Here is a 23,488-nt window from a genome sequence, read left to right as displayed (position 1 = left end):
TCTGCATCGGCTCGTTGCCTGTCGTCAATCGGGTGTCTACGCGCCGAGCATGAGCATGCCTTCGGCAACATCGGCGTCGGGAAGGGTGAGGATCTCGTTGCCGCTCTCCGTGATAAGGATGGTGTGCTCGAATTGGGCGGTGTACTCGCCGTCGATGTTCTGCACGGTCCAGTCGTCGTCCCAGATGCGGTAGGGCAGCTCGCCCAGGTTGATCATCGGCTCAATGGTCAGGGTCATGCCCGGCTCGAGGATGTCGCGATAGGCGTCCGAGTCGTAGTGCAGCACCACGAGCCCGTTGTGGAAGGTCGGCCCCACGCCGTGGCCCGTGAAGTCGGTGACAACGTTGTAGCCGAAGCGCTTGGCGTAGGACTCGATGACGCGGCCGATCACGTTGATTTCGCGGCCCGGCTTGGCCGCCTTGATGCCACGCATCATGGCCTGGTACGTTCGCTCGACAAGCAGGCGGTGGCGCTCCTCCACCTCGCCGGCGTAGAACGTCGCGTTGGTGTCGCCGTGCACACCGTTCTTGTAGGCCGTGACGTCGATGTTGACGATGTCACCCTCCTCGATCACCGTGGTGTCCGGAATGCCGTGGCAGACAATCTCGTTGAGGGAGACGCAGCACGACTTGGGGTAGCCGCGGTAGCCGAGCGTGGAGGGGTAGGCCCCGTGGTCGAGCATGTACTCGTGGGCGACCCGGTCGACCTCGTCGGTGGTCACCCCGGGCTCGACCGCGGCCCCGGCCACGGCGAGCGCGTTCGCCGCGACCTTCGATGCCTCGCGCATGCGCTCGATCGTCTCCGGGCTCTGCACGAAGGGCTCGCCGATGTTCTCGCGGACCTCGTCCTTCCACGCGTATTCCGGGCGCTCGATGTTCTCGGGCACGGTGCGGATGGGGGTGGGCCTACCGGGTGTGAGCAATCCTCGTTCAGTCATGGCCCCCATGCTAGCCCCGGAGGACGACGGCCCTCACTCGCCTCCCGGCTGGCGCGACTGGTCCAGGTTGAGCAGCATCCGGTCGGTCACAGCCACCGCGGCCTCCGAGCCGCCGCCCAGGACGATGAGGGTGGCGAAGGCGATGTCGTCATCCGCCCGGTAGCCCGTGAACCAGGCGTGGGAGCCGCCGTTGATCTCCGCTTCACCCGTCTTACCGCGGATGTCTCCCCCGGCCTTCATGCCGTTGGCGGTGCCCCCGGGCTGGGTCACGGCCTTCATCATCTGGCGCAGCTGGTCAAGCGCGTCCGGGCTCGGCGGCGCCGGCTTCTCGCTCACGTCGGTGCCCTGCCCCTCAATGAGGTAGGGCACGGGCATGGAACCGTGCGCGGCCGTCGAGGACACCAGTGCCATCCCGAAGGGGCTGGCGAGGTCGTGGCCCTGCCCGTAACCGGCTTCCGTGCGGTCGAGGGGCTCCTCCCCGACCGGGATCGACCCGGTGACCGTGTCGATCCCCGGAATGTTCACGTCCACGCCGAGGCCGAACTGCTTGCCGACGTCCTTCAGCTGCCCCGGCTCCAGCTGCGTCGAGATGTCGGCGAAGGTGGTGTTGCAGGAGTGGGCGAAAGCGGACTGCATCGGCACGCTGCCGAGGGAGAAGCCGGCGTAGTTGGTCACGATGCGCCCGTAGATGTCCATCGACCCGGGACACGGGACAATGGAGTCCGGCGTGAGCCCCCGCAGCTCCATGCCCGCGGTGCTGGTGATGATCTTGAACGTCGAACCCGGCGGGTACTGGCCCATCGTGGCGATGTTGCCGTCCTTGTCTGCAGCCGGGGTCTGCGCCACCGCGAGGATGCCGCCCGTCGACGGCCGGATTGCCACCACCATCGCCTGCTGGCCCGCAATGGGCTCCAGCGCCTTCTCCGCGGCCCGCTGCACCGCGTGGTCCAGGCTGATATGCACCGCCGGCGAGGGCACGGCGTCCTCACCCGTGAGCTCCTCCAGCGCGACGCCGTTGTTGTTGACTACGCTGACATTCCACCCGGCGGTGCCGTCGAGGTCCCCGCGCACGAGCTCTCCCACGCGCGCCATGATGTCCGGAGCGAACGTCGGGTCCGCGTTGACCATCGCCGCCTCCTCGTTCACCCGCACGCCGGGGGTGTCGCCCAGGGATTGCTGGAACGCCTGCTGCACGGCCGCGGGCAGGACGGCCACAGAGTAGCTTGACGACGCCCCCTTGATCTCCTCTTCCAACTCGGCCGCGTCCCGGTGGGGAACCGTCTGGTCCACCTCGCGGGCCTTGTCCAGCGCCGCCGAAACGCGGGTCGCCGTCACCCGGGCATCGCGCGCCTGCTCCGGGTCCACCAGCACGCGCAGGGCCACACCCGGGCGGAGAAGCTCCACACCGTCGGATGAGACGACGCTCGCCTTGTCCGCCGGCTCGGAGCGCAGCTCCAAGTGCTGGTTCGCACCGAGGCGGGGATTGAGTACCGAGGGCTGCCAGCGCACCGTCCACTTGTCCCCGGACTGCGTGAGAGTCATCGTCGTGTTGTAGGAGTAGTCGCGGTCGCGGGGCAGATCCCAGTCCATCGTGTAGTCCACGGTGGCGATGTTGTCCTGCTGATGCACCTCTCCCACCGAGGCGTTGAGCCCCTCGGCCTGCAGGCCCTCCCAGGTCTGGCGGATGGAATCGGTGGCGGCGGAGGGGTCGTCGACAAGCGAAGCGATCGCGTCGTAGTCCTTTTCACGCACCGCGTCGACGAAATCCTGGACTGTGGGCCCGGCATCGTGGGGCTTCGGGGTGCACGCGGCGAGGGGGGCGACGAGCGCGCAGGCGCTGGCGACGGCGACCACGGAACGGTTCATGGGATGAAGATAACAGCGCCGGCATCCCAGCCGGCGCCACCACTCCGTGGGACCACGGGGTCTAGCGGGTGACCTTGACTTCCGCCTTCGCGCCCTCGATTTCCTCGAGGCCCTCCTCCTCGGCGATCCGCAGGGCGTGGGAGATCAGCGTCTCCACGATCTTCGCCTCGGGGACCGTCTCAACGACCTCGCCCTTGACGAAGATCTGGCCCTTGCCGTTGCCCGAAGCGACGCCGAGATCCGCATCGCGGGCCTCGCCTGGGCCGTTGACGACACACCCCATGACCGCCACGCGGAGGGGGAACTCCATGCCCTCGAGGCCCGCGGTGACTTCCTCGGCGAGCTTGTAAACGTCCACCTGCGCGCGACCGCAGGACGGGCAGGAGACGATTTCGAGCTTGCGCGGCCGCAGGTTGAGCGACTGGAGGATCTGGTCACCGACCTTGATCTCCTCGACCGGATCCGCGGAGAGGGACACTCGGATGGTGTCTCCGATGCCCTGGGAGAGCAGCGCGCCGAAAGCGACGGACGACTTGATGGTGCCCATGAACTTGGGTCCTGCCTCCGTTACGCCGAGGTGCAGCGGGTAATCGGTGACCTCGGCGAGCTGGCGGTAGGCCTCGACCATGAGCACCGGGTCGGAGTGCTTGACGGAGATGGCGATGTCGCCGAAACCGTGTTCCTCGAACAGCCCTGCCTCGTACACTGCGGATTCGACCAGCGCCTCCGGGGTTGCCCTGCCGTACTTCTCCAGCAGACGCTTGTCGAGGGAGCCGCCGTTGACCCCGATGCGGATCGGGATACCTGCGTCACCGGCCGCCTTGGCGACCTCCTTGACGCGCCCGTCGAACTCCTTGATGTTGCCCGGGTTGACACGGACGGCGGCGCAACCCGCGTCGATGGCGGCGAAGATGTATTTCGGCTGGAAGTGGATGTCGGCGATCACCGGGATCGGCGACTTCGCCGCGATGGCCGGGAGGGCCTCCGCATCCACCGTCTTGGGGCACGCGACGCGGACGATGTCGCAGCCCGCTGTGGTCAGCTGGGCGATCTGCTGCAGCGTCGCGTTGATGTCGTGCGTCTTCGTCGTCGTCATCGACTGGACCGAGACCGGGTGCTCGGAGCCGACCCCCACGCTCCCGACCATCAGCTGACGGGTGCGGCGACGCGGCGCGAGGGTCGGGGGCGGGCTATCGGGAAGACCCAAAGCAATAGGCTGATTCATAGCCCCCAACTCTAGCACCGCTACCCGAACACCTTTACGGGGTTGACCACGTCCGCAAGCATGACAAACACCCCCACGACGAGCAGCAGCGACGCCATCGCGTAGGTCAGCGGCATGAGCCTGCGGTAGTCTACCGGACCTCCGGGGGCGAGGCCGCGGAGACGGCGGATTGCGTCGCGGATCTTCTCGTAGACGATCACCGCGATGTGCCCTCCGTCCAGCGGCGGGAGCGGGACGAGGTTGAACAGGGCGAGGAAGAAGTTCAGGGATGCGAGGAGCATCCAGAAGACCTCCCACATGCTGCGCTCGACGAGCTCCCCGCCTGCCCGGGATGCCCCGATTACGCTCACCGGCCCATCTGCGTCGCGTTGGGCGCCGAAGATCGACGCGACCACCCCGGGGATCTTGCCCGGGAAGGCGGCAATACCGTCCACGGTGGCGCACAGCATCTGACCCGTGAGCCGGGCAGTGGCGGGCACCGCGTCAACGGGCCCGAACGAGGCCGTGGGGTTGTCCACCGGTTTGCTGCTCACCCCGATCGCCCCGGCCCGGACCGGCCGTCCGGTCTTCGGGTGGAGCCGCGTGACTGCGTTGACGTGCACCGGGATGTCCCGGCGGGCGCCGTCGCGCTCGATTTCCAGCGAGACGGTCTGCTCCGGGCGCGTCATCACGTAGGTGCGCACCTCCGTGAACGCGGCGATCTTGTGGCCGTCGACAGCGAGAAGCTTGTCCCCCGCCTGGATGCCGGCCTCCGCGGCGGGCCCGGGGCCCGTGCACTCCGCCAGGGTGTCAGGGGCCACCTGGTCCGAGGTGCAGGCGAGAGCACCCACGGTCGGGGTGCGGTCAGCGTACGGGTTGGGAATGGAGGCGAACACCGCGACGAGATAGGTGATCACCAGCCCGAGGAGCAGGTTCATGGCGATGCCGCCGCTCATCACCGAAACGCGCTGCCACGCCGGCTTGCGGTACATCGCGAGCGGCTTCTCCTCCTCGGTGAGGTCGTCCTGGGCGGTCATCCCGGCGATGTCGCAGAAGCCCCCGAAGGGCAGCGCCGCGATGCCGTATGTGGTGTGCCCCCGGGTGGCCTGCCACACGGGCGGGCCGAAACCGATGAAATAGCGCCTCACCCGCATGTCGCACGCGCGGGCCACGAACATGTGGCCGGCCTCGTGCAGCGCGATCGATGCCGCGATGCCGAGGGCGAAGATGACAATGCCCGTCAGGGAGCCCACGCGCCCGCCCTACCCGCGGCCGTTTCCGGCGAGACGGGCGATGCTGCCGCGCGCGCGGCGGCGGGCTTCGTCCTCCACCGCAACGACCGCCCCGAAAGACCCGGGCTTGACGACGAAGTCGGCGGCGCCGTCCAGAACGTCGGCGATGACGTCGACAACCTGCGGGAAGCGGATGCGCCCGTCCAGGAACGCGGCCGCTGCCTCCTCGTTGGCGGCGTTGTAGACCGCGGGGTAGGTCTCCCCCGCCTCCGCCACCCGGCGGGCGAGGCCGACAGCGGGGAAAGCCGTGTCATCGAGGGGCTCGAAACGCCAGTCCATCGCCTGCGAGAAATCGAGGGAGGGCTGGGCGTTCGCGACCCGGTCGGGCCACGCCAGTGCGTGGGCAATGGGCAACTTCATGGAGGGTGGCGAGGCCTGCGCGATTGTCGCGCCGTCGCAGAAGGTCACCATCGAGTGGACGATCGACTGGGGGTGGACGGTGACGTCGATAAGCGCCGGGGGGATATCGAACAGCAGGGTCGCCTCGATGAGCTCCAGCCCCTTGTTCACCAGCGTCGCGGAGTTCAGCGTGTTCATCTGGCCCATGCTCCACGTCGGGTGCGCGGCAGCCTCCCGGGGGGTCACATCCCACATTTCGTCGCGGGTGCGTCCCCGGAAGGGACCGCCGGATGCCGTGAGGACGAGGCGGGCGACCTCACCGCGCGCGCCGGAGCGCAGGCATTGAGCCATCGCCGAATGCTCGGAATCGACGGGAACAATCTGCCCCGGGGCCGCGGTGCCGGTGACGAGCTCCCCTCCCGCCACGAGCGACTCCTTGTTGGCGAGTGCGAGTGTCGCACCCGTCTCCAGTGCCGCGAGCGTGGACGCGAGCCCGAGGGACCCCACCAGCGCGTTGAGGACCACGTCCGACGGCCGGGAGCGGACGAGATCCTGGGGGTCGGCGAGAACGCTCGAGCCCAGCTCCCGCGACACCTCGGCGGCTGCCCCCGGGTCGGAGACGGAGACGGCGTCGGCCCCCAGACCGAAGGCGCGGGCCTGCTCGATCACGAGGCCGGGGTTACGGCCGCCGGCGGCAATGCCCACCACCTCGAAGGAGTCCCGGTTTGCCTGGATGACCTCGACGGCCTGCGTCCCGATCGAGCCGGTGGAGCCGAGAAGCACAATCTTTTTCACCCCGCCATTGTGGCATGACCCCCGGACACGGCCGTACTCAATGAAAAGTATGAAACATTTGGGGGGTATCCACTCACTCTTGCGCACCGGGGTGTGGGAGAATGTCCGCAGGTATCATTCTGCCCGCCGCCGGCGGGTTCCGAGGTTCAGCAAGGAGAAAGCAGTGGCCCACCACGCGCACGACAGAGCACCCCAGGTGTACAACGGCGTTTCCGAGGCGGACGTCCCCTCCGCGAAGTACGGCTGGAGCGAGCTGAGCCCGGCCTCCATCCAGATCGCGGGCTGGATCTCCGTGGCGTTCCTCGTCGCGTACAACTTCGGCAACCACCACGGCCACGTGGAAACGATCTGGCTGATCACTCTCGCGGTCCTCATCGCCCTCGGCCTCATCCTCTTCGCCGTGCGCCCGACGCTGAACCAGGTGCGCACCGTCACCGCCCACAACAAGCCGGTCGGTTACGTGGAGCGCGACTGGGCCTACGACCAGCACACCCTTTCCGGAAGCTACGCCGATCTGGACGACCGCTCCCTGCGCGCCCTGAACATCGATCCCTCCCGCGTGACCCACCTCCGCGGACACCAGGACACGGTGCCTGTGGAGCGCGTGGCCACCAGCCACCGCGCCGAGGGCCTCGAGCACGATGACGCAGAGCGCAAGGTCACCGTCATCGATGAGTCCGACGTTCCCACCGTCGATGCACCGGGTGCCCACACTCCCGACTACCGGGGCCTGCGCAACAGCTAAGGCACTGGAAACCACAGGGGCGGGCCGCCGCCGGATTTCGTCCGGTGCGGCCCGCCCCTTTCGCGTCCGTCGGCGCCCGGCGGCTACCCCGCCTTTTCGTCGGCGGCGAGCTGACCGCACGCCGCGGCGATTTCCTGGTCCTTGGTGTCGCGGACGGTGCAGGTAACGCCCTGTGCGATGACGCGGCGGACGAACTCGTCCTGCCTCGCCCGCGGGGAGGCGTCCCACTTCGAACCAGGGGTCGGGTTCAGGGGGATGAGGTTGACGTGAACCAGGGAACCGAGGGCGTCGTGAAGCTTGCGCCCCAGCATGTCGGCGCGGAAGTCCTGGTCGTTGATGTCGCGGATCAGCGCGTACTCGATGGACACGCGCCGGCCCGTCTGGTCGGCGTAGTAGCGCGCGGCATCGAGCACGTCTGCGACTGCGAAGCGGTTGTTCATGGGCACCAGCTCGTCGCGCAGTTCGTCGTCGGGCGTGTGCAGGGAAACGGCGAGGGTGCAGGAGAAGCCCTCGTCGGCGAGACGGCGGATCTGCGGCGCGAGGCCGACCGTGGAGACGGTGACGTTGCGCTGGGAGATGCCGAAGCCCTCCGGGGCCGGGCGGGTGATCTGGCGCACCGCAGAGACGACCCGGTTGTAGTTGGCCAGGGGCTCACCCATGCCCATGAAGACCACGTTGGAAAGGCGGGAGCCCTCGCGCTCCATCGCGGCAGCCGCCTCGCGGACCTGGTCGACGATCTCCGCGGTGGACAGGTTGCGGTCGAGTCCGCCCTGCCCCGTCGCGCAGAACGGGCAGGCCATGCCGCAGCCCGCCTGCGAGGAAATGCACAGGGTTGCACGGCCCGGGTAGCGCATGAGGACGGACTCGAGCAGGATGCCGTCGTGGAGGCGCCACAGGGTCTTCGTGGTGTCACCCTCGTCCGTCTCCACGGTGCGCACCGGGGAGAGCAGCTGGGGGAACAACGCGTCCTTGACCAGCTGGCGCTGCGCCTCCGGCAGGTCCGTCATGGTCAGCGGGTCCGCCTCGAATTTGCCGTAGTAGTGCCGGGCGATCTGGTCCGCGCGGAACCTGGGCAGACCGAGGTCACCCAGCGCGGCGACCCGCTCCTCGGCGCTGAGGTCGGCGAAGTGCTTCGGGGGCATGCCGCGCTTGGGGGCGAGCAGCTGGATGTGGGGAAAATCGCTCATAACAGCCCCCATCTTTGCACGTCGGCCGACGCTTGACGAATCTCCCGCCCGCCTAGAAGGTGGCCACCAGCGTGAGCACGAGCCAGGTGGAGGCCGCGGCGGGCAGCACCCCGTCGAGGCGGTCCATGAGGCCGCCGTGGCCCGGGAGGAGCCGGGACATGTCCTTGATCCCCAGCTCCCGCTTGAACTGGCTCTCCACGAGATCCCCCATGGTCGCGCAGATCACCAGCGCGACCCCGAGCAGCGCACCGAGCCACCACGGCTGGTCGAGAAGCAGGGTGACGATGAGCGCCCCGGTGACAACCCCGAAGACAATCGACCCGGCAAAACCCTCCCAGCTCTTGTTCGGGCTCACGGCGGGTGCCATGGGGTGCGAGCCGAACATCACGCCCGCGCAGTACCCACCGATGTCGGAAGCCACCACCCCGAGCATGAAGGTGAGGATGAATACCCCGCCGGGCTGGACGGGGTTGTCAATCAGCGAGATCAGCGCGGCGAAGGAACCGAAAAGGGGAATCCACGCGAGCACGAACACCCCGACCGCGGTGTCGCGCAGGTAGTTTTCCGGCTTACGGTGACGCCCGTTATGGAACAGGCGGTAGAACATGAGGAAGAGGACGCTGAAGGCGAAGCCCGACACCAGGCCCACCACGCTGAAAAGCGCGGACGCCCACAGCATGGCCTGCCCCAGGATGATCAGCAGGGTGCGGGGCTGCCGGTACCCCGCCTCGCGCAGGCGCGTGAGCACCTCCCACATCGCCAGGGCAACCGCGACGGCGACGAGCGGGTACCACGCCACCGGACCGATCCATGCTGCAAGAAGCACCAGCACCGCAAGACCCAGGCCGGTCGCCGTCGCGGCGGGGAGGTTGCGCCCCGCCTTGTTCTTCGGGCGTGGGGCGTGGAGGACTCGCGTGGAGCCGCGCTTGCGGCCCCCCACACCGGGGTCGGTCGCGGGACCTGGGTTTTCAGTCACGGGCCATGGCTTTCTAGCGCACCATCGCGCTGGTAGCGGGGATAGGGCGGGGGAATCGCGTCCGGGGCGCCGCCCTAGACGTCGAGAAGCTCCGCTTCCTTGCGGGTGACAATCTCGTCGATCTGGGCCACATACTGGGCGGTGGTCTTGTCCAGGGCCTTCTCGGCGGTGGTGACCTCGTCCTCGCCGGCCTTGCCGTCCTTCTGGATCTTCTTCAGGGCCTCCATGCCGTGGCGGCGGATGTTGCGGATGGCGATCTTGCCCTCCTCACCCTTCTGCTTCGCCTGCTTGACCAGATCGCGGCGGCGCTCCTCCGTCAGCTGCGGAATGGTCACGCGGATGACCTGGCCGTCGTCGGTGGGGTTCACGCCGAGGTCCGAGTTGCGGATCGCGTTCTCGATCTCCTTCAGCGTGGACATGTCGTAGGGCTTGACCAGCAACATGCGCGGCTCGGGCACGGAAATCGTGGCCATCTGGTTGATCGGCGTCGGCGCGCCGTAGAACTCGGCTATCACGCCGTTGAACATCGCCGGGTTCGCGCGACCGGTGCGGATGGTGGCGAGGTCGTCGCGGGCGTGGTCGACGGAGTGGGACATTCGCTCTTCGGCATCGAGAAGTACGTCATCTATCATGCTGGATCCTCATTTCGTGGGTCGATCGGTTCTGCCGGTGCATGTGGGGCGCGCGCCCGGCTGGGGCGCACCCTCGCACGGTTCCCCAACAATCTACCAGCGGGCCCCCGCTTGACGACGTCCCGCTCCGCGCCGCGGGTCCTACGACTGGACCAGGGTGCCGATCTGCTCCCCCGCCACCGCTCGGGCGATGTTGCCCTCCTTGAGCAGGTTGAACACGAGGATGGGCATGTTGTTGTCCATGCACAGCGAGAAGGCGGTGGCGTCCGCGACCTTGAGCTCCTTCTCGATCACCTCGCGCGGGGTGACCTCGGTGAAGAGCTTGGCATCGGGGTTGGTGCGCGGGTCATCGTCATAGACGCCGTCGACGCCCTTGGCCATGAGGAGCACCTCACAACCGATCTCGAGGGCGCGCTGGGCGGCGGTCGTGTCCGTGGAGAAGTAGGGCATGCCCATGCCGGCGCCGAAGATGACGACCCGGCCCTTCTCGAGGTGGCGGGCGGCGCGCAGCGGCAGGTAGGGCTCGGCGATCTGGGCCATGTTGATGGCGGTCTGCACTCGGCAGTCCACACCCTTCTGCTGGAGGAAGTCCTGCAGGGCCAGGCAGTTCATCACGGTGCCCAGCATGCCCATGTAGTCCGAGCGGGCACGGTCCATGCCGCGCTGTTGCAGCTGGGCGCCACGGAAAAAGTTTCCGCCGCCGATGACCACCGCGACCTCGGTGCCCGCCTGCGCCACCTCCGCGATCTGGGTGGCCACGCTCTCGACGACGTCGGGATCGATCCCTACCTTCCCGCCGCCGAACATCTCTCCTCCGAGCTTGAGCATGACGCGCTTGTATCCGCTGCGGGTGTGGGGTGCTTCAGTCACCTGGGTGGCTCCTTTTGTGGTGTGTGTGCGGTGGGCGGGTTGTTGTCCACCTGACGATCATAGCGATCCCCGAACGGCGGACCGTACCCGCTGCTCAGGGTGCCGGGCGGGGTGGCGGAGCGTCGTGAAGCGGACACGCGGAAGCCCCGCTCCCTGTCAGGGCGGGGCTGTGCCGGGTGAAGGGTGGCGACTATGCCTGGCCGACCTCGTAGCGGACGAAGTCGGTGACCTCGATACCGTTCTCGTCAGCGAACTGCCTGACGGTCTTCTTGGAATCCGCGAGGGACGGCTGGTCGAGCAGCACGACATCCTTGAAGAAGCCGCCCATGCGGCCCTCGACGATCTTGGAGATGGCGGCCTCCGGCTTGCCCTCGTTGCGGGTGATCTCCTCCTGGACCGCGCGCTCCTTCTCGACGACCTCCGCCGGGATGTTCTCCTGGGTGAGGTAGCGGGCCTTCATTGCGGCGATCTGCAGTGCGACCTGGTGGGCGGCCTCTGCGTTGTCTCCGGTGTAGGCGACGATGACACCCACGGCCGGGGGGAGGTCCGCGGAGCGCTGGTGCAGGTAGGTGGCCAGCTTCTCGCCCTCGATGGTGGCTGCGCGGCGCAGCTCGAGCTTCTCGCCGATCTTGGCGGAGAGGCGCTCCAGAACGTCGTGGGCGGTTTCACCGTTGACGTCGGCGTTGGCGAGCTCCTCCTGGGAGTTCGCCTTGACGGCGGCTGCAGCCTTGGCGATATCCTCGGCGATGTCCTTGAACTCCTGGTTCTTGGCCACGAAGTCGGTCTCGGAGTTGATCTCCACGATGGTGTTGCCGGACACGGCAACGAGGCCCTCGAGGGCGTTGCGCTCGGCGCGCTTGCCGACGTCCTTCGCACCCTTGATGCGGAGAACCTCGACAGCCTTCTCGAAGTCGCCGTTGGTCTCATCCAGGGCCTTCTTGCAGTCGAGCATGCCGGAACCGGTGGTTTCGCGGAGCTTCTTGACGTCCGCAGCGGTGTAGTTCGCCATAGTGGGGCGATCCTCCTCTTATCTAAAACGTTGGTGGCGCCCGTGCGGCGCGCATGCGCCGGGCACGGGCCCGTAGTGATTGATCGGTTCTACAGAGTAGCCGACAATGACCCCGCGTGCGTCGTCCGGAGCTGCTGCCCCGTCAGACGCGACACCCCGCGCCCGGCTCGCGTCCTGCCTTGTTAGCGGACGTGAACAGGACGCGGGGTGTGTGCGGTGCCTGGGGTCTAAGCCTGGGTGGACTCGCCCTGCGCCGTCTCGCCCTGGGCTGCCTGCTCGGCGGCGCGCACGGCGTGCGGCTGCTCCACGGGGGCGACCTCCTGCGGGGCCGCGGCCTCGGCTGCGGCAGCGGCCTTGGCGGCGTCCGCGGCGGAGACATCCTCGGAGCCGGCTGCATCGGCAGCGGCCTGGGCAGCCTCCGCCTGGCGCTTCGCGTCGGTGTCACCGGCGGCGTCGCGGGCTGCGGAAAGCTGGCGCTCCTCACGCTGCTGTTTGCCGGCCACGACGGCCTCGCCCACGATGTGGGTCAGCAGTTTGACGGAGCGGATGGCGTCGTCGTTGCCCGGGATCGGGAAGTCCACGACATCCGGGTCGCAGTTGGTGTCCAGCACGGCCACGACGGGGATGCGCAGCTTCTGTGCCTCGGCGACGGCGATGTGCTCCTTGTTGGTGTCCACGATCCAGAGGGCGGAGGGAGCCTTGGTCATGTCCGCGATGCCGCCGAGAACGCGCTCGAGCTTGATGCGCTCACGGTTGAGCATGAGGACTTCCTTCTTGCCGCGGCCGGCGTAGCCATCCTCGGCGGCGTCCATCGCCTGGAGCTCCTTCATGCGCGCGATGCGCTTGGAGACGGTCTGGAAGTTGGTGAGCATGCCACCGAGCCAGCGGTGGGTCACGTACGGCATGCCGACCCGGGCAGCCTCTTCCTGGATGGGCTCCTGGGCCTGCTTCTTGGTGCCCACAAAGAGGATCGTGCCGCCGTGTGCGACGGTCTCCTTGACGAACTCGAAGGCCTCGTCAATGTAGGTCAGCGTCTGCTGCAGGTCGATGATGTAGATGCCGTTGCGATCCGTGAAGATGAAGCGACGCATCTTCGGGTTCCAGCGACGCGTCTGGTGGCCAAAGTGCACACCCGCGTCGAGGAGTTCGCGCATGGTTACAACTGCCATGGGAATTGTCTCCTTCGGAGAGAAGTAGTTCGGTTGATCAGTACTGCGCGGGTTTTTATCCCGCGCCCTGGCACCGTGCCCGCCCCGCACCCTCGTACTGTGGGACCGTTGCTGAGCTGGCATTTTCCGGCGCGCGTAGTCAGCCCGTGAAGACTGCCCGATCAACCTTAGCCACCGCGGCGCAAAAACGCCAATTGAGCTGCGAAGTTGTTCACATCCACCCCTTCATCCACAGCCCCGCCCGCTTCTCGACGGCCCACCCCCGTACCCCGTGCTACATCTGGGCGCATGGACTCCCCGCTGTGCCCCGGCGCCGGCCTCCCTCCCCGCCGTCGCCTCCGCGCCGCCGCTCTCGCCTCCCTCCTTGTGCTCTGGGCCCCGGGTGCTCCCCCGGCCTGGGCCTGGGTCGACCCGAGCACCGGCCTGCCCCACGCCTCTCGGGTGACCCGGAGTGCCGACATCCCCGAGAAGAACTGGCTGCCGGGCCACCGCGGGGTCGACCTCGGCCTCCCTCCCGGTTCGGAGGTTCGCGCCGCCGGCAACGGAGTCGTCGCCTTTGCCGGTGTCGTCGCTGGCAGCCCCACGGTATCCATCGACCACGCTGACGGGATCCGCACCACCTACCAGCCGGTGTACTCCCGGGTCCGCGAGGGTGACGCCGTATCCGAGGGCGAGGTGATCGGGATCCTCGGCCGCTCCTCCGAGCACCGTGGCCTGCACTGGGGGGCGCGCACGGGTCCGGACACCTACATCAACCCGTTGACTCTCCTGGCCGTGCCGGCAATCCGGCTCAAGCCACTGGGGTAAGGCCGCCGCGGGGTTGCTCGCAGGTAGTGTGGGCACCGCACAGAAACCGCGGAGAGGGGTGCGGGTTGACCGAGCAGGAGCCGCGGCGGGCCACCGCCACCGTCGCGCTCAATTACGTCGTGTGGGGTGTCCTGCCCCTGTTCTGGATGCTCCTCCGCGACGTCGACTCCGTATACATCCTCGCCCAGCGCATCGTCTGGTCCGCTCTCATCAGCGGCGCCTGGGTCCTCGCCGCGTCCCGCGGCCGTCTCCGCGCCGCGTTCTCGGGTGCCTCCCCCGCGCTGGTCTTTTCCGCCCTTGCGATCGGCGTCAACTGGGGGCTCTACATCTGGGCCGTGAGCAACGGCTTCGTCTCCTACGCCGCGCTGGCCTACTTCGTCTCGCCCCTCATGAGCGTTTTCTTGGGCGCAGTTGTCTTCGGGGAGCACCTGACCGCGGGAAAATGGGCTGCCATCGTCCTCACCGCCATCGGCGCGCTGCTTTTCGGGTGGGGGCGCTCCGGCACCGGCCTGTTCATCGTGTTCGGCGTGGCCGGCTCCTTCGCAATATATTCGGCGATCAAGAAGACGGTGGCCGTAAAAACGGTGCCGGGTCTCTTCATTGAGTCGGCCACCCTCGCACCCGTGGCGCTCGCGCTCATGGGGACGGGGGTCCTCTCCCCCGGCACGGCGCTCGATGCTCCCACGTGGGCCCTGTTCGTGGTCGCCGGTTTGGTGACCTTCCTGCCCCTGGTGGTCATGTCGCACTACGCCCGCCTGATTCCGCTTTCCCTCCTCGGCATCCTGCAGTTCATCGTCCCCGTGACCCAGCTGGGCCTGAGCGTGACCGTGTTCGGGGAGTCCATCACGGGCGCGCAGGTGGCCGCGCTGGCGGTGATCCTCGCGGGCGTCGGACTGTTCCTGGCCCAGACGTGGCGCCCGCCGCGCGAGCGGGCGAGCAGGAACTGACCTGGGCCGGGCTAGGCCCGCGGGTGGGCCCGGTCGTAGACGTTTTTCAGCCGCTGCGCCGAGACGTGGGTGTAGATCTGGGTGGTCTGCAGGCTGGAGTGTCCGAGGAGTTCCTGCACCACCCGCAGATCGGCACCCCCTTCCAGCATGTGGGTGGCGGCGGTGTGGCGCAGAGAGTGCGGTGTCAGCTCCCCCGCCCCCGTGCGCTGTGCAGCCCGCTCAACCACGCGCCTGACCTGCCGGGGATCGATCCGGCTACCCCGTGAGCCCACGAAGACGGCCGGGGTGGCACCGGCAAGCGCGGTCCGGCCCTCGCTTATCCACGACTTCAGCGCGGAGGCCGCTTGCCCTCCGAAGGGCACGACGCGCTGTTTGTTGCCCTTGCCCGTGACGCGCGCGGTGCGGCGATCCATGTCGAGGTCTCCCAGATCCAGCGTCGTCAGTTCGGAGACACGGATGCCGGTGGCGTACATGAGCTCGAGCATCGCCCGGTCGCGCAGGGCTTCGGCGGCGTGCGCGTCGTCATTGATCTCCGCCTCGACGAGTTCGCCCGCCCGTTCGGGGTCAACGACCCTGGGCAGATGACGGCTCACCTTCGGGGCGACGAGGCGTGCCGCCACGTCCGTGGCCAGGTGGCCTTGGTTGTACGCCCACGTGGAGAACGCGCGGACGGCAGCGGTACGGCGGGCCAAGGTGGACCGGGCGAGACCACGGGCCAGGGCGTCGGCAAGCCAGGCTCGAAGGGCCGGGAGGGTGAAGGAGTCGAACCCGGGGATGAACCCGGCGAGCGAGGAAAGATCCGAGCGGTAGGCGCGCACCGTTGCCTCGCTGCGGCCCTGGACTAGACGCGAGTATTCGGCGAAATCCTCGATCGCCTCAGTCAACTGCGAACCCGCTGCGCCACTCATGCCCCGTCAGTTTACTCCTGCCCCGCTCCCCCGGGGACCCGCTTCCACTCCGTCCCCTCGCGGCGGACCAGCCCCCGCTTGGTCAGGTCCACGAGCAGGTGCACTGCCAGGGCGACCGTGAGACCCGCCCGGCGCGCGACCTGCTCGGCTGACGCACCCGAGGGCGCCGATGCGGGAAGCGCATCGTAGACCCGCAGTTCGTTCGCAGAGAGTGACTGCACCGGATCGGCGGCGAAGTCCAGCTCGCGCTGGCCGTCGGTATCGACTTCCCCCACCCGGCTGAGCATCTCGTGGATGTCCTCCGCGCTCAGTGCCATCGCGGCCTTGCCGTCGCGGATGGCCAGGTTGGTGCCGAGAGACCCCGGCCCGAGAATCGGACCCGGCACGGCCATGGGCCGGCGGCGGTAGTAATTCACCCAGCTGAGCGTGTTCAGCGCACCGGAGCGGAAGGCGGCCTCAACCACGACCGTGCCCTGCGTCAGGGCGGCGACCAATCTGTTGCGTGTGAGGAAGCGATGCCGGTCGGGAGTGATGCCCGGAGGATACTCGGTGAGGACAGCTCCCCCGCGTTCCGCAATTGTGTCGAAGAGCGCGGCGTTGCGGCGCGGGTAGGCGACACCCGGTCCGCAGGCGGCGACCACTGCGGTTGGTGTCCCATGGGCGAGAGCCGTCTCGTGCGCCACCGAGTCGATTCCGAGCGCCCCTCCCGAGACGATGGTGTACTGCCGCGCAGCGAGCCCCTTCGCCAGGTCCGCCACCGCGTGGTGGCCGTAGGCGGTGGATGCACGCGTCCCCACCATCCCCACGGAACGTGCGAAAAGGGCGGCGAGGTCGGTGTTGCCGCGCACCCAGAGTGCGTGCGGGGCAACACCCCGGTCCCGGAACGGCTCCTGGTTCGCCAGGCTGGCGGAAACCCCGAGATCGAACGCCTGGTGGATCTGGTCGGCGGGCCATCCGTCGCATTCCGGTGTGAGAAGTGAAAATCCGCTGACCGCCGCCTCCGCCAAATCCTCGGAGGGCCGGTCCCAGCTGTGGCGCGTCTCCGTTTCCGCGGCCAGCGGCCCGAGCCAGCTGGCGCGCCGACGCACGCCCCCGGCGATCTCATCGGCGTCCCGCCCCGCGCGGAGCATCTGCTGCAGGGCGAGGCTCGGCCCCTCGATGACCCGGCTCAGGTAAGCCCAGGACTCGGCGCGGCTCATGCGAACGCCCCCTCGATCCTCGGGGACCGCAGCTCGACGGCCCGGGCGACGTGGTCCAGATCGGGCCGCCCCGCACCTTCCAGGTCGGCGAGAGTCCACGAGAGCTTGAGAACGCGGTCCACTCCCCGCTGCGTGATCGTTCCATCGCTGAGGTAGGCACCTATCAACGCCATCGCGTCGTCCGCCGCCGGGTAGTCGCGCCTGATCAGCGTCGGGTCGATGCGCGCAGTAACCGGGGCGGGCTGCCCGGTGCCGGCCCACCGGTGGGCGGCCCGCTCCCGCGCTTCACGGACACGCTCCGCAATGGAGGAGGACGGCTCAGCGTCAATCGGGCTGACAACCGGGTCATGGGTTCCCGTGGCGAGCCAGATGTCGATTCTGTCGCGGAGCGGCCCCGAAATGTTGCGCAGGTGCGCGGCCCGCTCGTGGGCGCGGCAGCGGCACTCCGCGGGTGCGGGTGCACCGCACTTGCAGGTGTTGGCGGCCATGACGAGCTGAAAATCGGCCGGGTAGACAACCTCGCGCCTCGACCGGGTCAACCTCACCTCCGCCGTCTCGAGGGGGATGCGCAACGAGTCGAGGACGCCCGCGCGGATTTCGGACGCCTCGTCGAGGAAGAGGATCCCGTGGTGGGCCTGGCTTACGGCACCCGGCCGGGGCATGCCCGACCCGCCACCGATCAGGGCCGCCTGGCTGAGCGAGGGGTGCGGGGCCACGAACGGCCGCCGCGCCACAACCCGCCGATGGGCTGCCCCGGAAACCGAGTGGATGGCCGTGGCTTCGATCATTTCCCGCGGGCTCAGGGGAGGAAGGATGGAGGGAAGCCGTTCCGCCAGCATGGATTTTCCGGAACCGGGAGGCCCAACCATCATGACGTGGTGGCCGCCAGCGGCGGCGACCTCGAGCGCATGGCGTTCCGGTGCCTGACCGGCGATGTCGGCGAAATCGGGGGCGGCGGGCACGGGCGGGGCCGGTGCAGCGCTCGCCCGCGGAAGGTCGACGATGCCGAGCAACCAGTTCCACGCCTCGAGCAGGGTTCGGGCCACCAAGATGCGCTCCGACCCGAGCAGCGCCGCTTCGGCGGCGTTTTCCTCCGGCACCACCACCCAGTCAACCGTCGGGGGTGCGGCGAGAAGCATGGGCAGGACCCCCTCCACCCGCCGGAGGCCGCCTCCCAGCCCCAGTTCCCCCAGCACCATGCATCGCCCGAGGCGCCGCTGGGCGCGGGGGTCGCTACCCGCGATCACCGCGAGGGCGACGGGTAGGTCGAAGTGTGAACCCGCCTTCGGGAGGTGGGCCGGCGACAGGGAGACCATGATCTTCGTCCGCGGCCACGGGAGCGTCGAGTTGGCCACGGCCGTGCGGATTCGGTCCCGCGACTCCCTGACAGCCGCATCCCCCAGCCCCACCATGTGGATACCGGGCAGACCCGGACCGATGTTCGCCTCGACCGTGACCACGCGCGCGCCGATCCCCTCCAGTGTCGCCGAACGCGTGCTAGCAAGCGCCATCGTCCACGTCCTCGTAGATCTCGATGGCCACGTCCGCTCCGCTGAACAGCACCTCGGCGACGTCGAGACGCACCCGGCGGTAGCCCTTCCCCTCCAGCCACTCCGCGGCGCACCGCCGCATGGTGCGCAGTTTCTTCGGGGTGACGGCCTCCGCCGCCCCGAATGCGGCACCCCGCCTGGTTTTCACCTCCACGAAGACGGCGGCTCCGTCCGGGGCCTCGAGAACGATGTCGATCTCACCGGAGCGCGTACGCGCCCGGGACTCGACGAGCTCATATCCGGCCCCTTCGTAGACACCGGTGGCGAAGCCCTCTCCGGCTATGCCGAGCAGTTGATTGTCCGCATAGGTCGCGTGCGCCACTTGTCATCCCCCCAATAGAAACGTGTGAAAAGCGCGGTGCCTCTATTGGACTGCCCGGCGCCCCATCGCGTTCCCCGGGCACGAAAAAAGGGCGGGAGCCGCAGCTCAACCGCCCGTCGACAAGCGTCTCAGCGCTCGGGGAAGGTGAGCTCGGGCTTGTCCAACTCCTCGATGTTGACATCCTTGTACGTGATAACCCGGACGTAGCGCACGAAGCGCACCGCGCGATACATGTCCCACACCCAGCAATCGGACATCCGCACCTCGTAATAGACGTCCTTGCCTTCCGTGTGGGGGATGAGCTCCACGGCGTTGGCGAGGTAGAAGCGCCGGTCGGTCTCGACAACGTAGGAGAACTGGCTGACCACGTCCCGGTACTCGCGGTACAGGGACAGCTCGACCTCGGCCTCGTAGTTGTCCAGATCCTCAGCGCTCATAATGACCTCTTGAAATGCTCGTGGGCGTGCTTGACGTTGGCATAACTATATCGGTGTTCAGCGCTCGCCCCGTGGCGGCGCACCGCATCCATGTGGGCCGCCGTGCCGTATCCCTTGTGCCCCTCCAGGCCGTACTGCGGGTGGTCGCGCGCCATCCCGCGGATGAGCCGGTCGCGGCTCACCTTGGCCAGCACGCTTGCCGCCGCGATGCAGCGGGCCGTGTAATCGCCGCCGATTATCGGCAGCTGCGCCACGCACAACCCGGGCACCCTGAAGGCGTCGACGAGCACGTAACCGGGCTGGGGATCCAGGGCCGCGATGGCGCGCCGGGCCCCGTCGAGGTTGGCGGCCTGGATGCCCCGGCGGTCAATCTCCGCGGCGCTGATGTGGATCACCGACCACGCCACCGCGTAGTGGGTGATGAGCGGATAGAGCTCCTCGCGGCGACGCTCGGTGAGTTTCTTGGAGTCCGTCAACCCCTCCAGCGCCGCGACCGGTTCCGGCGGAAGCACGCAGGCGGCGACGGTGACCGGGCCGAAGCAGGCGCCGCGGCCCGCCTCGTCCACTCCCGCCACGGGGCCCAGGCCCGCCCGGTGCAGCGCCACCTCGTGGGTGCGCAGCTGCTTGAGACGCCGCACCTAGTGCTGGATGTCGGGGTCGGACACGCCGCCCATCCGGCTCAGGGGGAAGACCACGGCGGCCACCTTGCCGCGGATGTTTTCCCGCGGGATCGCGCCCTGGTACTGATCCCCCATGTGGTAGCGGGAGTCGAGGGAGTTGGTGCGGTTGTCGCCCATCATGAAGTAACTGCCTTCCGGCACGGTGACGGGACCGAAGTAGTCGCCACCGCACGCGTCGGAGCCTGTTTCCTGTCGCACGGGGTAGAAGCTGGGCTGGAGCACGTAGGACTGGTCGATCGGCCTGCCGTCGACCATCACCGCGGGGTCGCCGGCCTGGCAGGACACGGTCTGCCCGCCCGTGGCAATGACGCGTTTGACCAGGTCGTTCTCGTCCGGCGGCACAATGCCGGCCCAGGAGCCGACCTGCTGCAGCCCCGCCGCCACCGGGTTGGAGGAACGCTTGGACTGGTACTGCGTGTTCCACGAGTCCGTGCCCTTGAACACAACGACGTCGCCCGGCTTCGGGTCACCGCCGTAATAGCTGAGCTTCTCCACGGCAATGCGGTCGCCCTTGCCGTTCTGTCCGTGCAGCGTCGGCTCCATGGAGGCGGACGGGATGACGTAGACGCGTCCGATGAACGTCTGCAGCAGGAAGATGAAGAACAGCGTCAGGATGATCACCAGGGGGATCTCCAGGTACCAGGGCAGTCCCCTCGTCTCCGCGTCCTCCCCCACGGCGGTGGAGCCGTCGGCGGGCTGGTTCTTCGGGCGGTTCAGGTTGCTCACCCGCAACACTCTAGCACCGGCCCAGGACACGACCCGGAGCAGGCGAAAGCCCCGCCCACCGGTGTGGTGGACGGGGCCGTCGACAAGCGAAAACTAGCGGCGCTCCTTGATGCGGGCGGCCTTTCCGCGCAGCTCGCGCATGTAGTACAGCTTGGCGCGGCGGACGTCGCCCTTGCGCAGAACCTCGATCTTCTCGATGTTCGGGGAGTGGATCGGGAAGGTGCGCTCCACGCCGATGCCGAAGGAGACCTTGCGCACGGTGAAGGTCTCGCGGATGCCGCTGCCCTGGCGGCGGAGCACGAAGCCCTCGAAGAGCTGGGTACGGGTGACGGAGCCCTCGATAACCTTCACGTGGACACCCAGGGTGTCGCCGGGACGGAAGTCGGGGACGTCGTTGCGCAGCTGGCCTGCGTCGACAAGATCGATGATGCCGTTGCTCATGTAAGCAATCCTTTTCGTTCAAGGACAGAGGACCCTAGCGGCTGCTCCCCTCGCGGGGCGCTCGTCTGGTTCGTGTCTTGTGCAATAACCTCGACGATTCTACATACCCGCCGGTCAGTTACCAAATCCGGCCTTCTTCAGCGCGTCGGCGAGCGCGCCGCCCGCTTCCCGACGTCCCCCGGCACCGTTCCCCTTAACCCCACGCCCGCCGGACGCGCCACGGCGCTTGCCGGAACCCCGCCCGGGGCCCCGCTCGCCCCGGTCACTCCGCTCTTCCCGGCCCGCCTTCTGGCCCGGCTCGTCGTCGAGGCGGAGGGTCAATCCGATGCGCTGGCGCTCCACGTCAACCTCGAGGACCTTGACCTTGACCACCTGCCCGGAACGGACCACCTCGTGGGGGTCCGAGACGAAGGAATCGCTCATCGCCGAGACGTGGACGAGCCCGTCCTGGTGCACCCCGACGTCGACGAAGGCGCCGAAGGCCGCGACGTTCGTGACGGTGCCCTCGAGGATCATCCCGGGTTCGAGGTCGGAGACCTTGTTCACCCCCTCCTTGAACGCGGCGGTGGCGAATTCGGGGCGCGGGTCCCTGCCCGGCTTGTCCAGCTCGGCGATGATGTCGGTGACGGTGGGTACACCGAAGGTCTCGTCGGCGAAGTCCTCCGGACGGAGCCGGGACAGAACGGCCGTGTTGCCTATCAGTTCCCGGGTGGCCACGCCCGTGGCGGCGGCGATGCGCTCGACGACCGGGTACGCCTCCGGGTGGACGGCCGACGCGTCCAGCGGGTTCGTCCCGCCACGGATTCGGAGGAACCCCGCGGCCTGTTCGAAGGCCTTCGGCCCGAGGCGCGGCACCTTCCCCAGCTCTTTGCGCGAGGTAAAGGTGCCCCGCTCATCGCGGTAACCCACGATGTTCTTCGCAATGGTCGCCGAGACCCCGGCGACACGTTCCAGCAGCGGGACAGACGCGGTGTTGAGATCCACCCCGACGGCGTTGACGGCATCCTCGACCACGGCGTCGAGGGTGTGCGCCAGCGCCACCTGGTTGACGTCGTGCTGGTACTGGCCCACCCCGATCGACTTCGGGTCGACCTTGACCAGCTCCGCCAGCGGATCCTGCAGGCGGCGCGCGATGGACACGGCCGAGCGGAGGGAGACATCCATGTCGGGGAACTCCGCGGCGGCGATCTCCGAGGCGGAATACACCGAGGCACCCGACTCCGACACGACCACCGGGGTGGGCCTGGCACCCCCGGCCTGCTGGATCAGGTCCGCAACCTCGCCGGCGAGCTTCTCCGACTCGCGCGAGGCGGTGCCGTTGCCCACCGCGATGAGCTCCACACCGTGCGTGGCGGCCAGAGAGGACAGCTCGCGCACCGCCTCGGACCAGCGGTTCTGCGGCTGGTGCGGGTACACGATGGTGGTGGCCAGAACCTTGCCGGTGCCGTCGACCACCGCGCATTTCACACCGTTGCGGTAGCCGGGGTCCAGGGCAAGGGTGGCGCGCTGCCCCGCCGGGGCGGCGAGGAGCACGTCGCGGAGGTTGGTGCGGAACACCTCCAACGCCCCCTCCTCCGCCTTCTCGCGCAGCCGCGTGCGGGTGTCCAGGCCCGAGGAGACCTGCAGCTTCGTGCGCCACCCCCAGCGCACGGCCTTGGCCAGCCACTCGCTGGTGTGCACGTCGAGGCCGAAGCGCTGGGCGATCATCCCCTCGTAGACGGATTCGTCACCCGGGTCGAGGTCGAGGGTGAGAACGCCCTCCTTCTCCCCCCGCAGGAGCGCGAGGATGCGGTGGCTGGGCAGGGTGCGGAAGGGTTCGGAGAAGTCGAAGTAGTCGCGGAACTTCGCACCCTCGGTCTCCCGGCCCTCCACCGCCGAGGCCTTCATCGTGCCGGAGGCGTAGAAACGGTCGCGGACCTCGCCGACGAGGTCGGCATCGGTGGTGAAGCGGTCCACGAGGATTGCGCGGGCTCCGTCGAGGGTGGCCTTCGTGTCCTCGAAGCCCTCGGTGAGGAACGCCCGGGCCGCGGCGGAGGGGTCGGCGGAGGGGTCGCTGACAAGCAGCTGGGTGAGGGCTTCTAGGCCGGCCTCGCGCGCGATGTCGGCCTTGGTCTTACGGCGTTTCTTAAAGGGCAGGTAGAGGTCCTCGACCCGGGCCTTCGTGTCCGCGCCCTCGATCTGGCGACGAAGCTCGTCGGTCAGTTTCCCCTGCTCGGCGATTGACTCGAGAACCGCCTGCTTGCGCTCCCCGAGCTCGGTGAGGTAGGCGTTGCGCTCCTCGATGTGCCGCAACTGCCCGTCATCGAGGCCCCCGGTCGCTTCCTTGCGGTAGCGGGAGACGAAGGGGACGGTGTTGCCCGCGGCGAGGAGATCCAGGGCCGCGGCGACCTGGTTTTCCCTGACGCCGAGTTCTGTCGCGATGGTGGCTGCGGTGGATGTCATTCGTGGGAT

At 68.3% G+C, this 23,488-nt stretch carries 22 protein-coding genes and 1 pseudogene; 3 read left to right on the top strand and 20 right to left on the bottom strand.

Going from position 1 to position 23,488, the window contains the following annotated elements; translation table 11 throughout:
- Positions 1 to 36: 36 nt before the first annotated feature.
- The 5 genes from map to dxr all read right to left on the bottom strand — a co-directional run bounded on the left by map (position 37) and on the right by dxr (position 6,432).
- Entirely contained in the window at positions 37 to 936 is a 900-nt protein-coding gene (gene map, locus B3611_RS00390; RefSeq protein ID WP_291313100.1) for a type I methionyl aminopeptidase, read from the bottom strand.
- A 33-nt stretch (positions 937 to 969) separates the two neighbouring features.
- Positions 970 to 2,802, bottom strand: a complete 1,833-nt coding sequence (locus B3611_RS00385) for a penicillin-binding transpeptidase domain-containing protein (protein ID WP_291313099.1) — start codon at positions 2,800 to 2,802, stop codon at positions 970 to 972.
- Between the two features lie 61 nt (positions 2,803 to 2,863).
- Positions 2,864 to 4,027: a flavodoxin-dependent (E)-4-hydroxy-3-methylbut-2-enyl-diphosphate synthase gene (ispG, locus tag B3611_RS00380; protein ID WP_291313098.1), complete on the bottom strand. Its 1,164-nt coding sequence runs from the start codon at positions 4,025 to 4,027 to the stop codon at positions 2,864 to 2,866.
- Between the two features lie 20 nt (positions 4,028 to 4,047).
- Positions 4,048 to 5,259, bottom strand: coding sequence for a M50 family metallopeptidase (locus tag B3611_RS00375; RefSeq protein WP_291313097.1), 1,212 nt, complete (start codon positions 5,257 to 5,259; stop codon positions 4,048 to 4,050).
- A gap of 9 nt (positions 5,260 to 5,268) precedes the next feature.
- Positions 5,269 to 6,432 carry a 1-deoxy-D-xylulose-5-phosphate reductoisomerase gene (gene dxr, locus B3611_RS00370; protein ID WP_291313096.1) on the bottom strand — a complete coding sequence of 388 codons (1,164 nt, stop codon included), beginning with the start codon at positions 6,430 to 6,432 and terminating at the stop codon, positions 5,269 to 5,271.
- 163 nt (positions 6,433 to 6,595) lie between these two features.
- Here dxr and B3611_RS00365 point away from each other — a divergent pair.
- Positions 6,596 to 7,009, top strand: a pseudogene (locus tag B3611_RS00365) (DUF2631 domain-containing protein); the annotation flags it as partial.
- Positions 7,010 to 7,260: 251 nt separating this feature from the next.
- Here B3611_RS00365 and rlmN read toward each other — a convergent pair.
- From rlmN to rpsB, 6 genes are all read right to left on the bottom strand, one after another.
- Complete coding sequence (gene rlmN / locus B3611_RS00360; RefSeq protein ID WP_291313095.1) at positions 7,261 to 8,364, bottom strand: 23S rRNA (adenine(2503)-C(2))-methyltransferase RlmN; 1,104 nt, start codon at positions 8,362 to 8,364, stop codon at positions 7,261 to 7,263.
- A 52-nt stretch (positions 8,365 to 8,416) separates the two neighbouring features.
- Positions 8,417 to 9,304: a phosphatidate cytidylyltransferase gene (locus B3611_RS00355; protein WP_291313123.1), complete on the bottom strand. Its 888-nt coding sequence runs from the start codon at positions 9,302 to 9,304 to the stop codon at positions 8,417 to 8,419.
- 110 nt (positions 9,305 to 9,414) lie between these two features.
- Positions 9,415 to 9,972, bottom strand: coding sequence for a ribosome recycling factor (gene frr, locus B3611_RS00350; RefSeq protein ID WP_291313094.1), 558 nt, complete (start codon positions 9,970 to 9,972; stop codon positions 9,415 to 9,417).
- Positions 9,973 to 10,113: 141 nt separating this feature from the next.
- Positions 10,114 to 10,800 (bottom strand): UMP kinase, encoded by a 687-nt coding sequence (gene pyrH, locus B3611_RS00345; protein WP_291313122.1) that lies wholly within the window; start codon positions 10,798 to 10,800, stop codon positions 10,114 to 10,116.
- Between the two features lie 232 nt (positions 10,801 to 11,032).
- Complete coding sequence (gene tsf, locus B3611_RS00340; protein ID WP_291313093.1) at positions 11,033 to 11,851, bottom strand: translation elongation factor Ts; 819 nt, start codon at positions 11,849 to 11,851, stop codon at positions 11,033 to 11,035.
- A gap of 227 nt (positions 11,852 to 12,078) precedes the next feature.
- Positions 12,079 to 13,020: a 30S ribosomal protein S2 gene (rpsB, locus tag B3611_RS00335; RefSeq protein WP_291313092.1), complete on the bottom strand. Its 942-nt coding sequence runs from the start codon at positions 13,018 to 13,020 to the stop codon at positions 12,079 to 12,081.
- A 288-nt stretch (positions 13,021 to 13,308) separates the two neighbouring features.
- Between rpsB and B3611_RS00330 the strand changes: the two genes are divergently transcribed.
- Together B3611_RS00330 and B3611_RS00325 are read left to right on the top strand one after the other, a co-directional pair.
- Positions 13,309 to 13,827, top strand: coding sequence for a M23 family metallopeptidase (locus tag B3611_RS00330; protein WP_291313091.1), 519 nt, complete (start codon positions 13,309 to 13,311; stop codon positions 13,825 to 13,827).
- Between the two features lie 65 nt (positions 13,828 to 13,892).
- On the top strand, positions 13,893 to 14,774 hold the full coding sequence (locus B3611_RS00325) for an EamA family transporter (RefSeq protein WP_291313090.1): 882 nt from the start codon (positions 13,893 to 13,895) through the stop codon (positions 14,772 to 14,774).
- Positions 14,775 to 14,785: 11 nt separating this feature from the next.
- Here B3611_RS00325 and B3611_RS00320 read toward each other — a convergent pair whose 3' ends face one another.
- The 9 genes from B3611_RS00320 to B3611_RS00280 all read right to left on the bottom strand — a co-directional run bounded on the left by B3611_RS00320 (position 14,786) and on the right by B3611_RS00280 (position 23,479).
- On the bottom strand, positions 14,786 to 15,682 hold the full coding sequence (locus tag B3611_RS00320) for a tyrosine recombinase XerC (RefSeq protein ID WP_291313089.1): 897 nt from the start codon (positions 15,680 to 15,682) through the stop codon (positions 14,786 to 14,788).
- Between the two features lie 11 nt (positions 15,683 to 15,693).
- Positions 15,694 to 16,881, bottom strand: a complete 1,188-nt coding sequence (locus B3611_RS00315) for a DNA-processing protein DprA (protein WP_291313088.1) — start codon at positions 16,879 to 16,881, stop codon at positions 15,694 to 15,696.
- Positions 16,878 to 18,392, bottom strand: a complete 1,515-nt coding sequence (locus tag B3611_RS00310; protein WP_291313087.1) for a YifB family Mg chelatase-like AAA ATPase — start codon at positions 18,390 to 18,392, stop codon at positions 16,878 to 16,880. The genes B3611_RS00315 and B3611_RS00310 overlap by 4 nt, the downstream gene beginning before the upstream one ends.
- A complete protein-coding gene (locus B3611_RS00305) occupies positions 18,379 to 18,753 on the bottom strand; it encodes a YraN family protein (RefSeq protein ID WP_291313086.1) in 375 nt (124 codons plus the stop codon). Before B3611_RS00305 ends, B3611_RS00310 begins: the two co-directional genes overlap by 14 nt.
- Before the next feature lie 128 nt (positions 18,754 to 18,881).
- The gene (locus B3611_RS00300) at positions 18,882 to 19,190 is read right to left on the bottom strand and encodes a DUF2469 domain-containing protein (RefSeq protein ID WP_291313085.1); all 309 of its coding nucleotides are present in this window, start codon (positions 19,188 to 19,190) and stop codon (positions 18,882 to 18,884) included.
- Positions 19,187 to 19,828, bottom strand: coding sequence for a ribonuclease HII (locus B3611_RS00295; protein ID WP_291313084.1), 642 nt, complete (start codon positions 19,826 to 19,828; stop codon positions 19,187 to 19,189). The genes B3611_RS00300 and B3611_RS00295 overlap by 4 nt, the downstream gene beginning before the upstream one ends.
- Positions 19,829 to 20,545, bottom strand: coding sequence for a signal peptidase I (lepB, locus tag B3611_RS00290; RefSeq protein ID WP_291313121.1), 717 nt, complete (start codon positions 20,543 to 20,545; stop codon positions 19,829 to 19,831). It abuts the gene before it with no gap.
- Between the two features lie 144 nt (positions 20,546 to 20,689).
- Entirely contained in the window at positions 20,690 to 21,037 is a 348-nt protein-coding gene (gene rplS, locus B3611_RS00285) for a 50S ribosomal protein L19 (RefSeq protein ID WP_291313083.1), read from the bottom strand.
- A 114-nt stretch (positions 21,038 to 21,151) separates the two neighbouring features.
- Complete coding sequence (locus B3611_RS00280; RefSeq protein WP_291313082.1) at positions 21,152 to 23,479, bottom strand: Tex family protein; 2,328 nt, start codon at positions 23,477 to 23,479, stop codon at positions 21,152 to 21,154.
- Positions 23,480 to 23,488 lie beyond the last annotated feature (9 nt).

The sequence above is a fragment of the Corynebacterium sp. UBA2622 genome, assembly GCF_002339505.1.
GTDB lineage: Bacteria > Actinomycetota > Actinomycetes > Mycobacteriales > Mycobacteriaceae > Corynebacterium.
The sequence above is the reverse complement of the archived record's forward strand: the minus strand, read 5'-3'. Positions and strand labels throughout refer to the sequence as shown.